Annotated in this window: 17 protein-coding genes and 1 other RNA gene; 2 read left to right on the top strand and 16 right to left on the bottom strand. The window is 61.2% G+C overall.

Annotated elements, in window-relative coordinates; translation table 11 throughout:
• Nucleotides 1-28 precede the first annotated feature (28 nt).
• The 16 genes from ftsA to rsmI all read right to left on the bottom strand — a co-directional run bounded on the left by ftsA (nucleotide 29) and on the right by rsmI (nucleotide 17,254).
• Nucleotides 29-1,291 carry a cell division protein FtsA gene (gene ftsA / locus EJ576_RS11755; protein WP_010213031.1) on the bottom strand — a complete coding sequence of 421 codons (1,263 nt, stop codon included), beginning with the start codon at nucleotides 1,289-1,291 and terminating at the stop codon, nucleotides 29-31.
• Nucleotides 1,292-1,306: 15 nt separating this feature from the next.
• On the bottom strand, nucleotides 1,307-2,176 hold the full coding sequence (locus EJ576_RS11760; protein ID WP_016974963.1) for a cell division protein FtsQ/DivIB: 870 nt from the start codon (nucleotides 2,174-2,176) through the stop codon (nucleotides 1,307-1,309).
• A gap of 4 nt (nucleotides 2,177-2,180) precedes the next feature.
• Complete coding sequence (locus EJ576_RS11765; protein WP_123478208.1) at nucleotides 2,181-3,137, bottom strand: D-alanine--D-alanine ligase; 957 nt, start codon at nucleotides 3,135-3,137, stop codon at nucleotides 2,181-2,183.
• Entirely contained in the window at nucleotides 3,134-4,579 is a 1,446-nt protein-coding gene (gene murC, locus EJ576_RS11770) for a UDP-N-acetylmuramate--L-alanine ligase (RefSeq protein WP_122686131.1), read from the bottom strand. Before murC ends, EJ576_RS11765 begins: the two co-directional genes overlap by 4 nt.
• Nucleotides 4,572-5,642, bottom strand: a complete 1,071-nt coding sequence (gene murG / locus EJ576_RS11775) for an undecaprenyldiphospho-muramoylpentapeptide beta-N-acetylglucosaminyltransferase (protein WP_122723802.1) — start codon at nucleotides 5,640-5,642, stop codon at nucleotides 4,572-4,574. The genes murC and murG overlap by 8 nt, the downstream gene beginning before the upstream one ends.
• Entirely contained in the window at nucleotides 5,632-6,855 is a 1,224-nt protein-coding gene (gene ftsW, locus EJ576_RS11780) for a putative lipid II flippase FtsW (protein WP_016974959.1), read from the bottom strand. Before ftsW ends, murG begins: the two co-directional genes overlap by 11 nt.
• The gene (gene murD, locus EJ576_RS11785) at nucleotides 6,852-8,198 is read right to left on the bottom strand and encodes a UDP-N-acetylmuramoyl-L-alanine--D-glutamate ligase (protein ID WP_122723800.1); all 1,347 of its coding nucleotides are present in this window, start codon (nucleotides 8,196-8,198) and stop codon (nucleotides 6,852-6,854) included. Before murD ends, ftsW begins: the two co-directional genes overlap by 4 nt.
• Before the next feature lie 6 nt (nucleotides 8,199-8,204).
• Nucleotides 8,205-9,287 carry a phospho-N-acetylmuramoyl-pentapeptide-transferase gene (gene mraY, locus EJ576_RS11790; RefSeq protein ID WP_028618893.1) on the bottom strand — a complete coding sequence of 361 codons (1,083 nt, stop codon included), beginning with the start codon at nucleotides 9,285-9,287 and terminating at the stop codon, nucleotides 8,205-8,207.
• A complete protein-coding gene (gene murF, locus EJ576_RS11795) occupies nucleotides 9,287-10,657 on the bottom strand; it encodes a UDP-N-acetylmuramoyl-tripeptide--D-alanyl-D-alanine ligase (protein ID WP_126570415.1) in 1,371 nt (456 codons plus the stop codon). Before murF ends, mraY begins: the two co-directional genes overlap by 1 nt.
• Nucleotides 10,650-12,113: a UDP-N-acetylmuramoyl-L-alanyl-D-glutamate--2,6-diaminopimelate ligase gene (locus tag EJ576_RS11800; RefSeq protein WP_123478202.1), complete on the bottom strand. Its 1,464-nt coding sequence runs from the start codon at nucleotides 12,111-12,113 to the stop codon at nucleotides 10,650-10,652. Before EJ576_RS11800 ends, murF begins: the two co-directional genes overlap by 8 nt.
• Entirely contained in the window at nucleotides 12,113-13,855 is a 1,743-nt protein-coding gene (locus EJ576_RS11805; RefSeq protein WP_178083539.1) for a penicillin-binding protein 2, read from the bottom strand. Before EJ576_RS11805 ends, EJ576_RS11800 begins: the two co-directional genes overlap by 1 nt.
• Nucleotides 13,855-14,148 carry a cell division protein FtsL gene (ftsL, locus tag EJ576_RS11810; protein ID WP_016974953.1) on the bottom strand — a complete coding sequence of 98 codons (294 nt, stop codon included), beginning with the start codon at nucleotides 14,146-14,148 and terminating at the stop codon, nucleotides 13,855-13,857. The genes EJ576_RS11805 and ftsL overlap by 1 nt, the downstream gene beginning before the upstream one ends.
• On the bottom strand, nucleotides 14,145-15,092 hold the full coding sequence (gene rsmH / locus EJ576_RS11815; protein ID WP_016974952.1) for a 16S rRNA (cytosine(1402)-N(4))-methyltransferase RsmH: 948 nt from the start codon (nucleotides 15,090-15,092) through the stop codon (nucleotides 14,145-14,147). Before rsmH ends, ftsL begins: the two co-directional genes overlap by 4 nt.
• Nucleotides 15,089-15,544 (bottom strand): division/cell wall cluster transcriptional repressor MraZ, encoded by a 456-nt coding sequence (gene mraZ / locus EJ576_RS11820; RefSeq protein ID WP_003171868.1) that lies wholly within the window; start codon nucleotides 15,542-15,544, stop codon nucleotides 15,089-15,091. The genes rsmH and mraZ overlap by 4 nt, the downstream gene beginning before the upstream one ends.
• 354 nt (nucleotides 15,545-15,898) lie before the next feature.
• Nucleotides 15,899-16,252, bottom strand: an RNA gene (rnpB, locus tag EJ576_RS11825) — RNase P RNA component class A.
• A gap of 96 nt (nucleotides 16,253-16,348) precedes the next feature.
• Nucleotides 16,349-17,254: a 16S rRNA (cytidine(1402)-2'-O)-methyltransferase gene (gene rsmI / locus EJ576_RS11830; protein WP_161634132.1), complete on the bottom strand. Its 906-nt coding sequence runs from the start codon at nucleotides 17,252-17,254 to the stop codon at nucleotides 16,349-16,351.
• Between the two features lie 176 nt (nucleotides 17,255-17,430).
• Here rsmI and EJ576_RS11835 point away from each other — a divergent pair, with 176 nt between their 5' ends.
• Complete coding sequence (locus EJ576_RS11835) at nucleotides 17,431-19,242, top strand: penicillin-binding protein activator (protein ID WP_123478200.1); 1,812 nt, start codon at nucleotides 17,431-17,433, stop codon at nucleotides 19,240-19,242.
• Nucleotides 19,242-19,613, top strand: coding sequence for a YraN family protein (locus tag EJ576_RS11840; protein ID WP_010213054.1), 372 nt, complete (start codon nucleotides 19,242-19,244; stop codon nucleotides 19,611-19,613). Before EJ576_RS11835 ends, EJ576_RS11840 begins: the two co-directional genes overlap by 1 nt.
• The last annotated feature ends 84 nt before the right edge of the window (nucleotides 19,614-19,697 follow it).

The raw sequence follows: 19,697 nt of genomic DNA on the forward strand, positions 1-19,697 counted from the left end.
ACTGCTTACAACGGTGTCGCGGTAAATCTTAAAAATTGCCTTTGACCCATGCCTGCAAACGCTCGAACAACGGCGCTTTCGCCTCGTCGTCGCTGCGGTAGCTGTCACGGTTGCTCGGGCCCGACAGGGAAATGCCGTCGGTCTGCTTTTGCAGTCCGTACAACAGCAAGCCCACACCGGTGGAATAAATCGGGTTGCGTACTACGTCGCCCAAGCCTTTGACGCCATGGGGCACGCCCAGGCGGACTGGCATGTGGAAGATTTCCTCGGCCAGTTCGACCGCGCCTTCCATCTTCGAGGTGCCACCGGTCAGCACAATGCCGGCCGGGATCAAATCTTCGTAGCCGCTGCGACGCAGTTCCGCCTGGATCAGGGTGAACAGTTCGTCGTAGCGCGGCTCGACCACTTCGGCCAGGGCCTGGCGCGACAGTTCACGCGGTGGACGATCGCCCACGCTCGGCACCTTGATGGTCTCGCCGGCACCGGCCAGTTTGGCCAGGGCGCAGGCGTAGCGAATCTTGATTTCTTCGGCGTACTGGGTCGGTGTACGCAGCGCCATGGCGATGTCGTTGGTCACCTGGTCGCCGGCAATCGGGATCACGGCAGTGTGACGGATCGCACCCTCGGTGAAGATCGCGATGTCGGTGGTGCCGCCGCCGATGTCGACCAGGCACACGCCCAGCTCTTTCTCGTCGTCGGTCAGTACCGAATAGGCCGAGGCCAACTGCTCGAGAATGATGTCGTCGATTTCCAGGCCGCAGCGGCGCACGCATTTTTCAATGTTCTGTGCGGCGTTGACGGCGCAGGTCACCACGTGGACCTTGGCTTCCAGACGTACGCCGGACATGCCCAGCGGCTCACGAACGCCTTCCTGGTTGTCGATCACGTAGTCCTGCGGCAGCGTGTGCAACACGCGCTGGTCAGCAGGGATCGCCACGGCCTGGGCAGCGTCAAGGACGCGCTCAAGGTCGGCGGAGCTGACTTCGCGGTCGCGGATTGCCACGATGCCGTGGGAGTTCAGGCTGCGGATATGGTTGCCCGCCACGCCAACGAATGCCGAGTGGATCCGGCAACCGGCCATCAGCTGCGCTTCTTCGATGGCGCGCTGGATCGATTGCACGGTGGACTCGATGTTCACCACCACGCCCTTCTTCAGGCCCCGGGACGGATGCGTGCCAATACCGACGATTTCGATGACGCCGTCTTCCCCGACCTCGCCCACCAGCGCCACCACTTTGGAGGTGCCGATATCGAGACCGACGATCATTTTGCCGCTTTGCACGTTTGCCATGGGTCCTGCCTCTTCTTAATTCTTCGCGACAGCGGGTTGCGCTGCCGTGGGCGCAGCCGGTTCACGCCAGCCGACGGCAAGGCCGTTGGCGTAACGCAGGTCGACGCTCGCAATGTTCGTAATCTGTTCTTTCAAGGTCTTGTCATAGATGGCAATGAAGCGGCGCATCTTTTCCACCAAGCGGTCGCGTCCCAGCAACAACTGGATGCCCGGGCCGGAACTGCCTGCCCCGGTCGTCAAAAACCAGCTACCCCGTTCACGCAGTTCCAGGCGTGCAATGGAGAAGCCCATTGGCCGCAGCATCTGGCTCAAGGCCTGGTACTGCTGCATCACTTGTTGCTGCGCCCGCTGCGGCCCGAACAGCTGCGGCAGGTGCTCGTAGTTCGCCAGCTCACGCGGGGTGAACGCCTGGCCCTGGTTGTTCAACAGCGCTTCGTCGCCCCAACGGGCCACGGGCAGTTGTTCTTCCAGACGGATCGTCACTTGGTCCGGCCATACGCGGCGGACTTCGGCGTGGGCGATCCACGGCATTTGTTCCAGCTCCGCGCGCATACCGGCCAGGTCGATGGTAAAGAAGCTTGCCGCCAGGTACGGGCCGATGCGCTGCTGTACCGCTTGCTGGCTGATGTAGCTCAAGTCGCCCTGCACGCTGATCTTGGTGATCGGCCGGTCGGCGTACGGCAACAGACGCTGCGCGCCTTCGTAGGTTCCGAAGCCCAGCACTACCAGCAACACCGGCCAGAACAGCGCCTTGAGGAAACCAAAGTTGGCTTTCGGCAGGCGCGCCGACATCGGCTCTTTAGCCACCATTCGGCTGGCACCCCGTGGCACCGGCTTGCGGCTCGGTGCTTGTGGGGGCTGATGACGAAGCGATGCGCCTTTCATGTCCTTAGCCTCTTGGCTCAATGCTGTCGGCCAGGATCGCCAGCACCAACTGCTGGAAGTCCAAACCGGCCGCACGGGCTGCCATAGGTACCAGGCTGTGGTCGGTCATGCCCGGTGCGGTGTTGACTTCCAGGAACCAGAAATTCCCTTGGTCATCCTGCATCACGTCTGCGCGCGCCCAACCGGCGATACCCAGCGCCTCACAGGCTTTCGCCGTGAGGTCCATCAATTCCTGTTCTTTGCTTGCGTCAAGGCCGCACGGGATCCGGTACTGGGTATCGGAAGCCAGGTACTTGGCGTCGTAGTCGTAAAAGGTGTGGGGCGTGCCCAATGCGATAGGTGGCAAAACCTGACCACGCAGGGTGGCGATGGTGTACTCGGGACCGGAAATCCACTGTTCCACCAACACTTGCGAATCGTAGGTACTTGCCGCTTTCCATGCGTCGATCAATTCGGCGGCCGAGTTCACTTTAGCCATGCCGATACTGGAGCCTTCATGGGCAGGTTTGACGATCAAAGGCAGGCCCAGTTCCTTGGCTGCAGAAATACAATCGTCTTCGCTGCACAGAACACTGTGACGCGGGGTTGGAATGCCCAGGCTGTGCCACACCTGCTTGGTGCGCAACTTGTCCATCGCCAGCGCGGAGGCAAGGATGCCGCTGCCGGTGTAAGGGATGCCGGCGCACTCCAACAGGCCTTGCATGCTGCCGTCTTCACCGCCACGGCCGTGGAGGATGATGAAGGCGCGATCGATCTTCTCGGCCAGAAGGCGAGCGAGGAAGTCATCGCCCACGTCGATGCCGAAGGCGTTCACGCCGGCGCTTTGCAGGGCTTCGAGCACAGCGTTGCCGGACTTGAGCGACACTTCACGTTCAGCGCTTTTGCCGCCGAACAACACCGCTACGCGACCGAAGTCAGCGGGTGCGATTGTGGAAAACAGGGAGCCGTAGTCAGTGATCATTTCGACTTCCCCTTCGCGGCGGCAAAGAGCGGGCTCGCCAGCAATTTAGGGGCAAGGCCACCAATATCACCGGCACCCTGGCACAGCAAAATGTCACCGGCCCGCAGCAGCGGCTTGACAATCGGCGCCAGGTCTACACCACGCTCGATGTAGATCGGGTCCAACTGGCCACGCTGACGGATGCTGTTGCACAGCTTGCGGCTGTCGGCGCCCGGGATCGGTTCTTCACCGGCCGGGTACACCTCCATCAGCAACAGCACGTTGGCATCGGCCAATACATTGACGAAATCGTCGTACAGGTCGCGGGTACGGCTATAGCGGTGTGGCTGGTACACCATCACCAGACGGCGCTCCGGCCAGCCACCGCGCACGGCCTTGATCACGGCAGCAACTTCGGTCGGGTGATGACCGTAGTCGTCCACCAGCATCACGTCACCGCCTTCTACCGGCAACTGGCCGTAGACCTGGAAGCGACGGCCCACGCCGGCAAAGCGCGACAGACCTTCGACGATGGCCTCATCGCTGACGCCTTCGTCGGTGGCGATGCAAATAGTCGCCAAGGAATTGAGGACGTTGTGATTGCCTGGCATGTTCACCGAGACATCCAGCGGCTCGCGCTCCGGACGCAGCACGGTGAAGAAGGTTTGCATGCCTTCCTGTCGCACATTGATGGCGCGCACGTCGGCGTCTTCGCTGAAGCCGTAGGTCACGGTCGGACGTTTGACCAATGGCAGGATTTCACGCACCACCGGATCGTCCAGGCACACCACGGCCAGGCCGTAGAACGGCAGGTTGTGCAGGAACTCGACGAAGGTTTTCTTCAACTTGTTGAAGTCACCGTCGTAGGTCGCCATGTGATCTTCGTCGATGTTGGTGACGACAGCGACTAGCGGTTGCAGGTGCAGGAAGCTCGCGTCACTTTCATCGGCTTCGGCGATCAGGTAACGGCTGGTGCCCAATTGTGCATTGGTGCCGGCTGCATTCAGGCGGCCACCGATGACGAACGTCGGGTCTAGGCCACCGGCCGCGAACACCGAGGCGATCAGGCTGGTGGTGGTGGTTTTGCCGTGAGTACCGGCGACGGCGATGCCATGGCGATAACGCATCAGCTCAGCCAGCATCTCGGCGCGTGGCACCACGGGAATGCGGCGCTCAAGGGCAGTGGCCACTTCCGGGTTGGAGGTGTTCACGGCGCTGGACACCACCAGCACGTCAGCCTCGGAGGCGTTCTCCGCGCGGTGGCCGATGAAGATCTGCGCGCCGAAGGTTTTCAGGCGATCAGTGACCGGCGACTCTTTCAAGTCGGAGCCGGACACCTGGTAGCCCAGGTTCAGCAACACTTCGGCAATACCGCACATGCCCACGCCGCCGATACCGACAAAGTGGATACGACGGATGCGGCGCATTTCCGGTTGCGGCATGGCTTTCTGATTCTCAACCATGGGCCACCTCCAGGCAGATATCGACCACGGTGCGGGTTGCGTCAGGTTTGGCCAGGCGGCTTGCGGTGCTCGCCATGCTATTGAGTCGTTCCGGTTGCATCAAAACCTCAGTCAGGCGTGCGGCCAAATCGGCGGCGCCAGTCGTTCTTTGCGGCAGCAGGAAGGCAGCGCCCTCCCCGGCCAAATATTCGGCATTGCGGGTCTGGTGATCGTCGATCGCGTGGGGCAAAGGCACCAGCAAGGACGGCAGACCGGCGGCAGCCAGTTCACTGACGGTCAGCGCACCGGAGCGGCAGACCACCAGGTCGGCCCAGCCATAGGCGTGGGCCATGTCTTTGATGAAAGGCTGTACGTTCGCCTCAACACCGGCTTCGCGATAACGCGTGGCGGTGACTTCACCGTGATCTTTGCCGGCCTGATGGAAGACCTCCGGACGCAATTCCACGGGGAGTTGCGCCAGGGCTTCCGGCAGCAGTTTGTTCAACGGCTCGGAGCCCAGGCTGCCGCCCATGACCAGCAGGTGCGGCTTGCGCCCTTGCAGTGCTTCACGGGCGATGTCCATGAACAGTTCAGTGCGCACCGGGTTGCCGGTGGTACGCAGCTTGTCCGACGCGCCAAAAGTTTTCGGGAACGCTTCACACACCCGAGCGGCCAAGGGCACCAACAGACGGTTGGCGGTGCCGGCGACGGCGTTCTGCTCGTGCACGATCACCGGCACACCGGCGAGCTTGGCGGCGACGCCACCAGGGCCGGTCACATAGCCACCAAAACCGAGGACACACACCGGTTTCAGTTCACGAATGACTTTGCGTGCCTGCCACACCGCCTTGAGCAACACGAACGGCGCCTTGAGCAGGGACAATTTGCTCTTGCCACGCAGGCCCGTGACGTTGATCAGGTGCAGCGGCAAACCGGCATTCGGTACCAGTTCGTTTTCAATGCCACGCGGCGTGCCCAACCAGTGCACGGTGTAGCCACGGTTCTGGAATTCGCGCGCGCAAGCCAGGGCCGGGAACACATGGCCCCCGGTGCCGCCTGCCATGATCAGCACGTTAGCGCCCATGGGTTGGCTCCTCGGCAAAATCGCTTTCGCTGAATTCCATCTCTTCGCTGCCCAGGTGGGTTCGACTCTCCCACTCGATGCGCAACAACAAGCCCAGGCACGCGCAGCAGATCACCAACGAACTGCCGCCATAACTGAGGAACGGCAAGGTCAGGCCCTTGGTCGGCAGCAGGCCGACGTTTACACCAATGTTGATCAGGAACTGGCCGATCCACAGGAACGACAAGCCGTACGCCACATAAGCAGCGAAATACTGTTTGGCCTTCTCGGCCCACAGGCCGATGTACATGCCGCGCACACACACGAACACGAACAGCGCGACGGTGCACAGCGAACCGACCACGCCGAGCTCTTCAGCGAGCACCGAGAACACGAAGTCGGTGTGCGCTTCCGGCAGGTAGAACTGCTTCTGCACGCTGTTGCCCAGGCCCACGCCGAGCCACTCGCCGCGACCGAAGGCGATCAGCGCCTGGGTCAACTGGTAGCCGGAACCGAACTGGTCGGACCAGGGGTCGGTAAAGGTAATCAGACGCGCCATCCGGTAGGGTTGCGCCTGCACCAGAATGGTCACGGCCGCCACGGCCAGCACCACCATCAAGGTAAAGCGGAACAGCCCCACGCCGCCAAGGAACAGCATCGCCGCCGCCGCCCCCATCATCACGACGGTGGCACCGAAGTCGGGCTCCATCAGCAACAGGCCGGCCATCGGCAACAGCACGATGAACGGCTTGAAGAAGCCCATCCAGCTTTCGCGTACTTCTTTCTGGCGACGCACCAGATAACCGGCCAGGTAGATCACCACGAACACCTTGGCGATTTCCGACGGCTGCACGTTGAACGCGCCGAAGCCGATCCAGCGCATCGAACCGTTCACCTCCCGGCCGATGCCGGGCAGGATCACCATGATCAGCAAGCCGAACGCACCGATCAGCATCAGCCAACCCAGGCGTTGCCAGGTGGCGATCGGGATCATCATGGTGACGATGCACGCGCCAAGGCCGATCACCAGGTACACCAGGTGACGGATCATCATGTACAGAGTGTTGCCCGACTGCACGGCCGCCACTTCGGACGAAGCCGAGGTGATCATCACCAGGCCCAGGCCCAACAGCGCCAGGCAACCGGCGAGCATCGGGAAATCGAGGTCGATACCGCGCCCAGTAATGATCGGCGATGGGTACGGCTTGATGATATTTCTGAAGTTAATGCTCATGCCAAGGCCTCCACGGCGGCGGCGAACAGCTGGCCGCGCTCCTCGTAGTTCTTGAACATGTCGAAACTGGCGCACGCCGGCGACAGCAGCACCGCATCGCCCGGCTGGGCCAGGGCTTGGCATTGCGCGATGGCATCGTCCAGGGAGGTAGCGCGCACTTGCGGCACGGCATCGCCGAGGGCGTCGGCAATCAAATCGGAGTCGCGGCCCATCAGCACCACGGCGCGGCAATGCTCGGCGACCGGGCCTTTAAGGTCCTTGAAGTCTGCGCCCTTGCCGTCGCCACCGGCGATCAGCACCAGCTTGCCTTCGATATCGGCGCCAAGGCCTTCAATAGCCGCCAGGGCAGCACCGACGTTGGTGGCCTTGGAATCGTTGTAATAGCTGACGCCGTCGAGATCGCGCACCCACTGGCAGCGATGCTCCAGGCCGCCGAAAGTACGCAGGGCCGACAGCATGGCGTCGAACGGCAGCCCGACAGCATGGCCCAGCGCCAGAGCTGCCAGGGCGTTGGACTGGTTATGGGCGCCACGGATTTTCAGCTCGCGCACCGGCATCAGGTTCTGGAATTCGAAGGCCAGGTATTTCTCGCCGTTCTCTTCGCGAATGCCGAAGGCTTTGAAATCAGGTTTGCTCAGGCCGAAGGTCCAGCATGGCAGGCCTTCGCCCATCAGCGGACGGCTCAACGCGTCCTGACGGTTGACCACCACTTGCTTGGCGCCACGGAAGATCCGGTGCTTGGCCAAGTGATAGGCCGGCAGGCCGCTGTAGCGGTCCATGTGGTCTTCACTCACGTTCAATACAGTCGCCACTTCGGCACCGAGATCGTGGGTGGTTTCCAGCTGGAAGCTCGACAGCTCCATCACATACAGCTCGACATCGTCGCTGAGCAGGTCCAGCGCCGGGGTGCCGAGGTTGCCGCCCACGGCGACGCGCTTGCCAGCCGCAGCCGCCATCTCGCCGACCAGGGTGGTCACGGTGCTTTTCGCGTTGGAACCGCTGATAGCCACGATCGGCGCCTGCGCGTTACGCGCGAACAGGTCGATGTCGCCGGACAGCTTCACGCCACGGGCGGCGGCGGCTTGCAGGGCCGGGGTCGCGATGGCCAGGCCGGGGCTCACGTAGAGCTCGTCGGCGCGGCACAGAAACTCGACATCCAACTCGCCACAACGCACTTCCACGTGCGGGTAGTCACGGCGCAGCGTGACCAGCTCCGGTGGATTTTCCCGCGTGTCGGCCACGGCAAACGGCTTGCCCCGGTTCGCCAGGAAGCGAACCAGGGACATGCCGCTCTTGCCGAGGCCGACAACGATGCGGAAGTGGTCTGAAGCGATCAGGGACACTCGTTTCTACCTCAGTTTCAGGGTGGCAAGGCCGATCAGCACCAGAATCACGGTGATGATCCAGAAGCGGACGATCACGCGTGGCTCGGGCCAGCCCTTGAGTTCAAAGTGGTGGTGAATCGGCGCCATACGGAACACGCGGCGCCCGGTCAACTTGAAGGACGCCACCTGGATGACCACCGACAGGGTTTCCATCACGAACACACCGCCCATGATGAACAGCACGATTTCCTGGCGAACGATCACGGCAATGGTGCCGAGGGCCGCGCCCAGCGCCAGTGCGCCGACGTCACCCATGAAGACTTGTGCGGGATACGTGTTGAACCACAGAAAGCCCAGGCCGGCACCGATCAGCGCGCCGCAGAACACGATCAATTCACCCGCGCCCGGTACGTAAGGGATCAGCAGGTATTCAGCGAATTTCACGTTACCCGACAGGTAGCAGAAGATGCCGAGCGCGCCGCCCACCATCACTGTCGGCATGATCGCCAGACCGTCGAGGCCATCGGTCAGATTGACCGCGTTGCTGGAGCCGACGATCACGAAGTAGGTCAGCACCACGAAGCCGACGCCCAGGGGAATGCTGGCGTCCTTGAGCATCGGGATGATCAAGGTGGTTTCGACCGCGCTTGGCGCAGTGGTGTAGAGGAATATCGCAGCGCCGAGGCCGAACACCGACTGCCAGAAATACTTCCAGCGACTTGGCAGGCCTTTCGAGTTCTTCTCGATCACCTTGCGGTAGTCATCCACCCAGCCGATAGCACCGAACAGCAAGGTCACCAATAACACCGTCCACACGTAGCGGTTATGCAAGTCGGCCCACAACAGGGTGCTGATACCGATGGACGACAGGATCAGTGCGCCGCCCATGGTCGGAGTGCCGGATTTGGACAGGTGCGACTGCGGGCCGTCATTACGAACCGATTGACCAATTTGCAGGTTCTGCAGGGTGCGGATCATCCACGGCCCCAGAAACAGCGACAAACACAGCGCGGTCAGCACACCCAGGATCCCGCGCAGGGTCAGGTACTGAAAGACCGCGAAGCCTTTGTGGAACTGTTGCAGATACTCAGCCAGCAGCAGCAGCATTAATGTTTCTCCGTACTTGAGCCACACAAGGCCGCGACGACGTTTTCCATCACCGCGCTGCGCGATCCCTTGATCAAAATGGTTGTGTGTTTGTCGTGTTCAGCCGCCGTCAGCGCCTGGATCAGCTCGGCCTGGGTCGCAAAATGACGGGCACCAGGGCCGAATACGCTGACGGCGTGCGCCATGTGCAGGCCGACGGCGTACAGCGCGTCGACTTTGCCAGCGGCGTAGGCGCCGACGTCGCGGTGGGACTGTTCGGCCCACTCGCCCAGTTCGGCGATATCACCCAGCACCAAAACCTTGCGGCCGTCGAAGCTTTTGAGCAGGTCGATGGCGGCGCAGATGGAGGACTGGTTGGCGTTATAGGTGTCGTCGATCACGCGCATGCCGTTGCTGGCCAACTGCGCCACGGTGCGCCCTTTGACCGGCTGCACCGCGCCCAAACCCGTGGCGATACCGAACAGCGACACGCCCAAGGCGTAAGCGGCTGCGGCGGCGGCCAAGGCATTGGCGACGTTGTGGTTGCCCAGCAAATTCAGTTGCACGTGTTGGTTGCCTTGCGGGGTGTGCAAGGTAAAGGACGGGCAGCCACGCGCATCAACGGTAATGTTCGAGGCATGGAAATCAGCCGCGGCATTGAGCACGGCAAACGTCAGGACCTTGCGACCGGCGGCACGCACACGCCAGGTTTCGAAGGCCTTGTCGTCGAGATTCAAGACAGCAGTGCCCGATGCATCAAGGCCTTCAAGGATTTCGCCCTTGGCTTCGACAATTTTTTCCGGGCCACCGAACTCGCCAACGTGGGCGGTACCGGCGTTATTGATGATTGCCACGTGAGGCTTGGTCAGCGCCACGGTGTAGGCGATTTCGCCGACGCGCGACGCTCCCAGTTCGATCACGGCCGCCGTGTGTTCCGGGGCCAGTTCAAGCAGGGTCAGCGGAGCGCCGAAATCATTGTTCAGGTTGCCACGGGTCGCGAGGACCGGGCCGCGCGTGCGCAACACGCCGGCGAGCAGTTCCTTGACCGTGGTCTTGCCGCTGGAGCCGGTGATGGCTGCAACGGGCTTATCAAAGGCCGCACGGTTCAGCGCACCCAGTTGGCCCAGCGCCAGACGTGTGTCGGCGACCAGCAACTGCGGCAACGTTGAATCAGGCACTTCGCGCTGCACCAACGCACCGACGGCACCTTTGGCAGCGACGTCATTCAGGTAGTCGTGACCATCGAAACGCGGGCCAGCCAGGGCAACAAACAATTGCCCAGGCTTGATGGCGCGGCTGTCGATACTGACGCCATCGAAACTGCAATCGCTCGACAACACTCGGGCCGACAGGGCCTGGGTCAGTTCGCTGAATGTCATCGCTTTAAGCATGGGCGACCTCCCAGGCGGTCAAGGCGTGATCGGCCTCGACCAGATCGGAGAAAGCGTGGCGCTCGCCGTTGATTTCCTGATAGTCCTCGTGACCTTTACCGGCCAACACCACCACGTCGTCAGCACCGGCGCTGGCGATCAATTGGGCGATGGCGGCGCCGCGGCCGGCGACAAACGAGGCCTTGGACACGTCTTTGAAGCCGATACGGATGTCGTCGAAAATCTGGCTCGGGTCTTCGCTGCGAGGGTTGTCGTCGGTGACGAGCACGCCATCGGCCAGGCGCTCGACGATCTCGGCCATCAGCGGACGTTTGCCGCGATCACGGTCACCGCCGCAACCGAACAGGCACAACAGCTTGCCCTTGGCATGTGGGCGCAGGGCAACCAGGACTTTTTCCAGGGCATCCGGCGTGTGGGCGTAATCGACTACTACCAACGGCTGCTTGCCGCCACCCAGGCGCTGCATGCGACCGACCGGGCCTTCCAGCTTCGGCAGTACACGCAGGATTTCGTCGAGAGCGTAATCCAGGCCGAGCAATGCACCGACTGCCGCCAGGGTGTTGCTCAGGTTGAAGCGACCGAGCAGGCTGCTGCGCAAATGATGCTCGCCCTGCGGCGTCACCAGTGTGGCGCGGACACCTTCGTCGTTGAAGTGGGCTTCGCGGCAATACAGGTACGCGCTGGCGTCTTCCAGGCTGTAGCTGATCAGGCGCGATTCACGTTCTTCGGCAGCCAGTTGGCGGCCAAACTCGTCATCCAGGTTTACCACCCGGCACTTGAGGTCGTTCCAGGCAAACAGCTTGGCCTTCTCGGCAGCGTAGGCTTCCATGGTGCCGTGGTAATCAAGGTGATCACGGGACAGGTTGGTCATCACCGCCACATCAAACGCCAGCGCAGCAACGCGGCCTTGATGCAGACCGTGGGACGACACTTCCATGGCAACCGCCTTGGCGCCGGCCTTTTTCAGGTCGGCCAGGGTTGCTTGCACGGCGATTGGGTTCGGCGTGGTGTGCAGGCCGCTTTGCAGCGCGCCGTAGAAACCGGTGCCCAGTGTGCCGACGATGCCGCAATGCTGACCTAGCAGGTCAAGTGCCTGGGCGATCAGTTGGGTCACGCTGGTCTTGCCGTTGGTGCCGGTGACGCCGACCAGATTGACGTGTCGACTCGGATCACCATAAAAACGCCCGGCGATGTCCGAGAGCTGCTTGGCCAGACCTTTGACTGGAATCAACGGAACATCAGTAATCGGCAGCACAGTGGCGCCTTCCACTTCATAGGCCACGGCAGCCGCGCCGCGTTGCAACGCGTCGGCGATGTGCGCACGGCCATCGAATTTACCGCCAGGCACGGCCAGGAACAGGTCACCGGCACGCACATTGCGGCTATCCAGACTCAATTCGCGAATCAGCAGATCGCGACCGGCGTGGGCAAAAATCTTGTTCAGGCTAAGAGACATCAGCCGCGCCCTCCATTGGCTTTTACGGCAGCAGCCGGTGGTCCGGCGTTCGCTTGTTGCGTCGGCGGCAGGTTATCCGGCGTGATGTTCATCAGGCGCAGGGTGCCGGACATCACTTTGCTGAACACCGGCGCCGATACCAGGCCACCGAAGTAACCGGCTTTGCTCGGCTCATCGATCACAACGACGATGGCGTAGCGCGGATCGCTCATCGGGCCAAAGCCGGCGAACAGTGAACGGTAGGAGTTTTCGGCGTAGCCCTTGGTGCCCACCGAGGTTTTACGCGCGGTACCCGACTTGCCGGCCACGTGGTACGCCGGCACCTGGGCACGGAATACGCCACGCGGTGCTTCGATCACTTGTTGCAGCATGCCTTGCATGGTCTTGGCGACGTTTTCCGGGATCACCTGGGTGGCTTTCGGCGCTTCGTCGACATGGATAAGGCTCAGCGGAACCATCCGGCCATTATTCGCCAATACAGAGAAAGCGTGGGCCAGCTGGATCGCCGTCACCGACAGGCCGTAGCCGTAGGAAAGCGTGGCGGTCTCGGCCTTTTTCCAGTCGCGATAGTTCGGTAGGTTGCCCACGCGCTCGCCTGGGAAATCGAGGCCAGTGGGCTGGCCCAGACCGATCTTCTGCGCCAGGTGGTAGATGGTTTCGCCACCGATATCGAAGGCGACCTTACTCATGCCCACGTTACTGGAGTTGATCAGGATACCTGTCAAATCCAGTACCGGACCTTCGGTGCGCGACACGTCACGAATGGTGTATTTGCCCAACTGCAAGGTGCCTGGATACACCTCGACCTTGTCGCTAGGCTTCCAGCGTCCGGTTTCGAGGGCGGCACTCATGGAGATGGCTTTCATGGTCGAACCCGGTTCGAACACGTCGATCATCGCGCGGTTGCGCATCATCGCCGGTTGCAGGTTGCGACGGTTGTTGGGGTTGTAGGTCGGCTGGTTGACCATAGCGAGGATCTCGCCGGTCTTCACGTCCATGATCACCAGGCTGCCGGCCTTGGCGCCGTTCTCGATGATCGCGTTACGCAGCTCGCGGTTGGCCAGGTATTGCAGGCGCAGGTCAATCGACAACGCCAAGGGCTTACCGGCCTTGGCGTTTTTGGTGACTTGGACATCCTTGATCAGTCTGCCGCGCCGATCCTTGATGACTTGTCGCTTGCCGGGAACCCCGGCGAGCCATTCATCGTAGGCGAGTTCCACGCCTTCGCGGCCATGGTCATCGATGTCGGTGAAGCCGACCATATGCGCAGTGGTTTCACCGGCCGGGTAGAAACGACGGAATTCCTCGATGCCGTAGACACCGGGGACTTTAAGGTCGAGCACTTGCTGGCCTTGTTCAGGGGTCAGCCCGCGAACCAGGTAGATAAACTCTTTATTGGCCTGGGCTTCCAGGCGCTCAGCCAAGGCTTTCGGGTCTTGTCCCAGCGCAGCGGCAAGGGCCGGCCAACGATCCTTGGCGACCTGCAGTTCCTTTGCGTTCGCCCACAGAGTGGTCACCGGGGTACTAACGGCCAAGGGCTCGCCGTTGCGGTCGGTGATCAGGCCGCGGTGTGCAGGAATCGGAATATGACGCAAGCTACGGGCGTTGCCCTCGCCGATCAGGAAGTCACGGTCGACTACTTGCAGATCGATGATCCGCCAGGCAATCGCACCGACCATCAATGCCAGCAAGCCGAGCATCAGGCGGAAACGCCAGGGGTAGAGTGCACCCTCGAGTTTCATCATGGCGCCACCATGCGGACTTCAGCCGCGCCAGGAATGTGCATTTTCAGCTGCTCGGTGGCCAGCACTTCGATGCGGCTATGGGCCGTCCAGGTGCTTTGCTCGAGGATCAACCGCCCCCACTCCGCCTGCGCTTTGTCACGCACACTCAATTCCCCATACAGGGTATTGAGCAGTTGACGGTTGTAGTGGGCGCTGTAGGACACCGCAATCGCGGAAACCAACACACCGACAAACAGCAGCATCATAAAGAAGCTGCCGCCCGGGAGGGGCTTGGCGAAAAGCTTGCTCACCGCAACTTCTCGGCAACGCGCATGACGGCGCTGCGGGAACGTGGGTTGGCTTTGAGTTCGGCTTCGGAAGCGAACTGCGCTTTGCCATGGATTTTGATTTTCGGCACAAAGGCTTCGAAACGAACCGGCAGGTTGCGCGGCAGGTTGTCGGACTCACCCTTGACCAGGCGACGCATGAACAGTTTGACGATACGGTCTTCCAGGGAGTGGAAGCTGATCACCACCAGGCGACCGCCCACTTCCAGCGCTTCGAGGGCAGCCTCAAGGCCGGCCTCCAAGTCACCCAATTCGTTGTTGACGTGAATGCGCAGGCCCTGGAACGCACGGGTCGCTGGGTTCTTGCCTTTTTCCCATGCCGGGTTGGCGACTTTCAGCACTTCGGCCAGATCAGCGGTGCGCTCGAACGGCTGGATTTCACGACGTTCGACCACGGCACGGGCCATGCGACCGGCGAAGCGTTCTTCACCGTATTCCTTGAACACGCGGGTGATTTCTTCATGAGGTGCGGTCGCAATGAACTCCGCTGCGCTGATACCCCGAGTCGGGTCCATGCGCATATCGAGCGGGCCGTCATTCATGAAACTGAATCCACGTTCCGGGTCGTCGAGCTGTGGCGAAGACACGCCCAAGTCGAGCAAAACCCCGGCCACCTTGCCCGCCATGCCGCGCTCGGCGACTTCAGCGCCCAGCTCGGCAAAGCTGCGCTGCACAACGACAAAGCGGCCGTCTTCGGCCGCTAGCGCTTGCCCGGTGGCAATCGCTTGAGGGTCTTTGTCGAACCCAAGGAGCTTACCGTCGGACCCGAGCTGGCTGAGTATCAACCGGCTGTGCCCGCCTCTGCCAAACGTGCCATCCAGATAGCAGCCATCCGCGCGTACGGCGAGAGCCTCAACGGCTTCGTCAAGCAGTACGGTGATGTGGTTAAAGCCGCTATCAATAGTCACAGGATCAAATCACGCAGTTCATCAGGCATAGCGCCCGGTTGTTGAATAGCAGCCAGGTCAGCTGCAGAAACAGCATCCCAGGCATCTTCGTCCCACAATTGGAACTTGTTCAGTTGGCCGACCAGCATTGCGCGCTTGTCCAGCTTGGCGTACTCGCGCAGACGCGGAGGCACCAGGAAACGACCGCTGCCATCCAACTCGAGGTCGACGGCATTACCGATCAGCAAACGCTGCAGGCGGCGGTTCTCTTCACGCAATGAAGGCAAGGCGCGCAATTTGGTTTCAATCAACTCCCACTCATCGAGGGGGTAAACACATAAACAAGGGTCAACGGCATCGATCGTGATGATCAACTGTCCGGAACTTCGCGAAATGAGCTCGTCACGATACCGGCTCGGCATGGCGAGACGGCCTTTTGCATCGAGACTGATAGCGTTAGCTCCGCGAAACACAGATGCGTTTCTCCAAATTTTAGCGTTTTACGTTCAAAAAACCCACTTTGTGCCACTTTCCGCCACTTGCGCACACTATAGGAATGCGCCCACCACACCGTCAAGGCGCGGATTCAAGGAAAAGCCTTACAGAACGGAGATTTAGGAGCGTAAAGGGAGGAGAAACCAGAGTTCGGTGATGTTTTTGGCCCAACAAGCGCAGATAGCTCAAAGAGCTATAGCTCGAAGTTAAAGTAATTTATTAAGAGTAAGATTTTTTTGGTATTACGAAGACGCATCTGCCAATGATTCGGCAGGGAGGGATTCTTGCGTTACTACCGGTTTTCTGCCCGAGATTCGGACAGAAGGAAAAAGGTGGAGAGTCGATCTGTAAGCCGGGTTCTGTCTTGAACAGTCATTCGTCTACGATGGCCATCACTGGACATCTTTAGCAACCTACCCGGTCCCAGCGCGGGCCACGCCTTGGGACCCTATTTGGTCTTGCTCCAAGTGGGGTTTACCTAGCCACGAACTGTTGCCAGTCGTGCGGTGCGCTCTTACCGCACCTTTTCACCCTTACCGGCACCGAAGCGCTTAGGCGGTTATTTTCTGTGGCACTTTCCGTAGGCTCACGCCTCCCAGGCATTACCTGGCACTTCGCCCTATGGAGCCCGGACTTTCCTCCCCCCCCTAATTTTCATAGAGGGCAGCGACTGTCCAATCGACTCTCCGCCGCGCAGGTTAACGGCACGGCGGACTTAGGACAAGTAATAAAAGTTCAGAATTGCCATCACGTTCAGACGGAATACAGGTTTAACGCTGGAACTAATCGGCTTTCTGCTTATCCAGCGCCGCTTGATACAAGAGGTTCTTGCGCACGCCAGTAATTTCCGCCGCCAGAGCCGCTGCACGCTTGAGTGGCATTTCCTTGAGCAGCAGATCCAGAATGCGCATGGCCTCGCTGCCCACGGCATCTTCATCCTCAGGCGCGGTCCAGCCCGCCACCAGCACCACGCACTCTCCGCGTTGTTGGTTGCTGTCGCCCTCGACGAACGCACGCAGCTCTTCCAACGGCAGGCCCTTGAGGGTTTCAAAGGTCTTGGTCAGCTCGCGGGCCAGCAACGCAAGGCGTTCGCCGCCAAACACCAGCTCCATGTCCTGCAGGCATTCAAGGATGCGATGCGGGGCCTCATAGAAGATCAGGGTGCGCGGCTCTTCCTTCAGCGCTTGAAGGCGCGCACGACGCCCTACTGCTTTAGCCGGCAGAAAACCCTCAAAGATGAAACGGTCGGACGGTAGGCCTGCCGCCGACAATGCTGCGATCAGCGCGCACGCACCCGGAACAGGCACTACATTGATACCAGCAGCCCGCGCTTGGCGCACCAAGTGGTAGCCGGGGTCGGAGATCAGCGGCGTGCCCGCGTCAGAGATCAACGCCACATCGTCGCCGGCCAGCAGGCGCACAATAAAGCGACTGCCTTCCTCGCGCTCGTTGTGCTCATGGCAAGCCGCTAATGGCGTGCTGATACCAAAATGCTGCATCAACCGCTGGGAGTGACGGGTGTCTTCAGCCGCGATCAATTTAACCTCGCGCAACACTTTCAATGCCCGGGCACTGATGTCGTCCAGGTTGCCAATGGGCGTCGCCACGACAAAAAGCGAGCCTGCAGTGGAATTCAAAGGACCTGGAGCAGTCAAAACGCACACCTCGATGGTTGGCAAAAGCGACATTGTAGCGCGTAGGCGCCTGGAAAATATGCCATCACGGCCGATGCCTTTTCAGCCGTTTAACGCCCGTTGCAACATTTGCACGACCTAAATCGAAGGTTTCACGCCAGTAACATCGCGCCTGGGCCAGTGCTTGGGTACAATTCCACGCTAATTTGATCGGTATCAGGAACACTTACATGATCGCTTGCCTGCGGCTGCTCTCCGCCCTCTGCCTCGCTGCCTTGCTGGCCGCGTGTGCCAGCTCGCCCTCGTCCAGCCTTGGCGACCTTCCACGGACCCCGGACGCCAGTATCGAGCAACTGCTCGAACAGGCCACCACCGCCAAGACACCAGAAAAGGCCGCGCTGCTGCGCCTGAGTGCGGCAGACATGGCCTACAAACAGAACAACCCTGGCCGCTCGTCGCAGATTCTTGCGCAGGTGCCCCTGGATGCCCTCAAGCCAGCCGCGCAAGTGTTTGCCAGTACCCTGGCCGCCGAACTAGCCATGGCGCGCAACCAGCCCAAGGCCGCGTTGACCGCCTTGAACCACCCGAGCCTGCAAAGCCTGAAGGAGCTGCCGCCGGAACAGCAGATCCGCACCGGCAGCGTGCATGCCCGTGCGTATGAAGCCGATGGCCAGACCTTGGCCGCCGCCCGCGAACGCGTGGCCATGGCCCCACTGCTCACAGGCGATGCCGCCAAAAGCAACCATGAAGCCATCTGGGTTCTGATTGCCGCCCTGCCGGCCGAACAGCTGCAAGCCAGCGGCAACCCGACGCTCGACGGCTGGATCACCCTGGCCCAGGCGGTAAAAGGCGCGGGCACGCTGGAGCAACAACAAGCGGCCATCGACACCTGGCGTGCACAGAACCCAGGCCACCCAGCCGCTGTGCAATTGCCGACACCACTGACCAAACTCAAGGAGTTGGCGAGCCAGCCCCTGACCAAGATCGCTCTGCTGCTGCCACAGGATGGCCAGTTGGCCTCCGTCGGCAAGGCACTGCGTGAAGGTTTCATGGCTGCGCACTACCAGGCCGAACAAGCCGGGCAGAAGCCGCCGGTGATTGAGTTCTATGACAGCTCGCGCCTCAACTCCCTCGACGACTTCTACGCCAAGGCCCAGGCTGACGGCGTGCAACTGGTGGTCGGCCCACTGGAGAAACCGCTGGTCAAACAGCTGAGCGCTCGCCCGCAACTGCCGATCACCACGCTGGCGCTGAACTACAGCGAGACCGATCAAGGCCCCGCGCAACTGTTCCAATTCGGCCTGGCCGCAGAAGACGAAGCCCGCGAAGTCTCGCGTCGCGCCCGTGCCGACGGCCTGCACCGTGCGGCCGCAATGGTGCCGCGTGGCGAATGGGGCGAGCGTGTCTACAAGGCCTTCCGCCAGGACTGGGAAGCCAATGGCGGCCAGGTCATGGGGGTTGAGTACGTCGATCAACCAGTCGCCCTGGCCCAGCAGATTGCCGACTTGTTCCAATTGCGCAAAAGCGAAGGCCGCGCCAAAAGCCTGCAAAGCACCGTTGGCACCGACGTGGCCGCGCAGCCTTCGCGTCGCCAGGACATCGAGTTCATCTTCCTGGCCGTAACCCCGCAACTGGCCCAACAGATCAAGCCAACCCTGAACTTCCAATATGCCGGTGATGTGCCGGTGTACGCCACGTCTCACGTATTCAGCGCCAGCGGCGACAAGAATCAGTACCTGGACATGACCAACGTGATGTTCTGCGAAACCCCTTGGCTGCTCAACACCACCGACCCACTGCGCAACCAGGTTGCCGCGCAATGGCCGCAAGCGAATGGCAGCCTCGGCCGCCTGTACGCGATGGGCGTCGATGCCTACCGCCTGGCGCCGCGCCTGGGACAACTCAAGGCCCTGCCGGACACCCGTGTTGACGGTCTTTCGGGCAACCTGGGCATCAGCACCAACCAGCGCGTTGATCGCCAGATGCCGTGGGCCAAGTTTGTCGGCGGCGAGATCCAGCGCCTGCCGGACACCCCGCGCTGATGCCTGAGCGGTCCAGCGCACAAAGCGGCAAGGATGCCGAACTACAAGCTCTGAAACACTTGCAACAACAGGGTCTGCGCCTGCTGGCGCAGAACTGGTTGTGTAAACGCGGCGAGCTTGATCTGGTCATGCTTGACGGCGATACAGTAGTATTCGTCGAAGTCCGCTACAGAAAACACGCACAATGGGGTGGCGCGCTCGCCAGTATTGATGGGCGCAAGCGTCAAAAGCTGATACTCGCCGCGCAGTTTTTCCTGCAAAAAGAGCATCGCTGGGCCGACGCCCCCTGCCGTTTCGATGTGGTCGCCATAGAAAGCACACCGTCTGGTCAGGCTGATCTGAACTGGCTCAAAGATGCCTTCGACAGCTGATTCGCCGGACATCTTCACCACACACTTTTGCTCTTTGCTTTGCGGGCTGCACATTCCTGTGCCAAACAGCCGCGCTACTTAAGG

This window comes from Pseudomonas sp. C 49-2, from assembly GCF_003970195.1.
Lineage (GTDB): Bacteria > Pseudomonadota > Gammaproteobacteria > Pseudomonadales > Pseudomonadaceae > Aquipseudomonas > Aquipseudomonas canadensis.

What these genes read in the sequence shown, in the direction of transcription:
- ftsA (WP_010213031.1), bottom strand. Translation starts at nt 1,291, where the DNA reads ATGGCAAACGTGCAAAGCGGCAAAATGATCGTCGGTCTCGATATCGGC.
- EJ576_RS11760 (WP_016974963.1), bottom strand. Translation starts at nt 2,176, where the DNA reads ATGAAAGGCGCATCGCTTCGTCATCAGCCCCCACAAGCACCGAGCCGC.
- EJ576_RS11765 (WP_123478208.1), bottom strand. Translation starts at nt 3,137, where the DNA reads ATGATCACTGACTACGGCTCCCTGTTTTCCACAATCGCACCCGCTGAC.
- murC (WP_122686131.1), bottom strand. Translation starts at nt 4,579, where the DNA reads ATGGTTGAGAATCAGAAAGCCATGCCGCAACCGGAAATGCGCCGCATC.
- murG (WP_122723802.1), bottom strand. Translation starts at nt 5,642, where the DNA reads ATGGGCGCTAACGTGCTGATCATGGCAGGCGGCACCGGGGGCCATGTG.
- ftsW (WP_016974959.1), bottom strand. Translation starts at nt 6,855, where the DNA reads ATGAGCATTAACTTCAGAAATATCATCAAGCCGTACCCATCGCCGATC.
- mraY (WP_028618893.1), bottom strand. Translation starts at nt 9,287, where the DNA reads ATGCTGCTGCTGCTGGCTGAGTATCTGCAACAGTTCCACAAAGGCTTC.
- murF (WP_126570415.1), bottom strand. Translation starts at nt 10,657, where the DNA reads ATGCTTAAAGCGATGACATTCAGCGAACTGACCCAGGCCCTGTCGGCC.
- EJ576_RS11800 (WP_123478202.1), bottom strand. Translation starts at nt 12,113, where the DNA reads ATGTCTCTTAGCCTGAACAAGATTTTTGCCCACGCCGGTCGCGATCTG.
- EJ576_RS11805 (WP_178083539.1), bottom strand. Translation starts at nt 13,855, where the DNA reads ATGAAACTCGAGGGTGCACTCTACCCCTGGCGTTTCCGCCTGATGCTC.
- rsmI (WP_161634132.1), bottom strand. Translation starts at nt 17,254, where the DNA reads ATGTCGCTTTTGCCAACCATCGAGGTGTGCGTTTTGACTGCTCCAGGT.
- EJ576_RS11835 (WP_123478200.1), top strand. Translation starts at nt 17,431, where the DNA reads ATGATCGCTTGCCTGCGGCTGCTCTCCGCCCTCTGCCTCGCTGCCTTG.
- EJ576_RS11840 (WP_010213054.1), top strand. Translation starts at nt 19,242, where the DNA reads ATGCCTGAGCGGTCCAGCGCACAAAGCGGCAAGGATGCCGAACTACAA.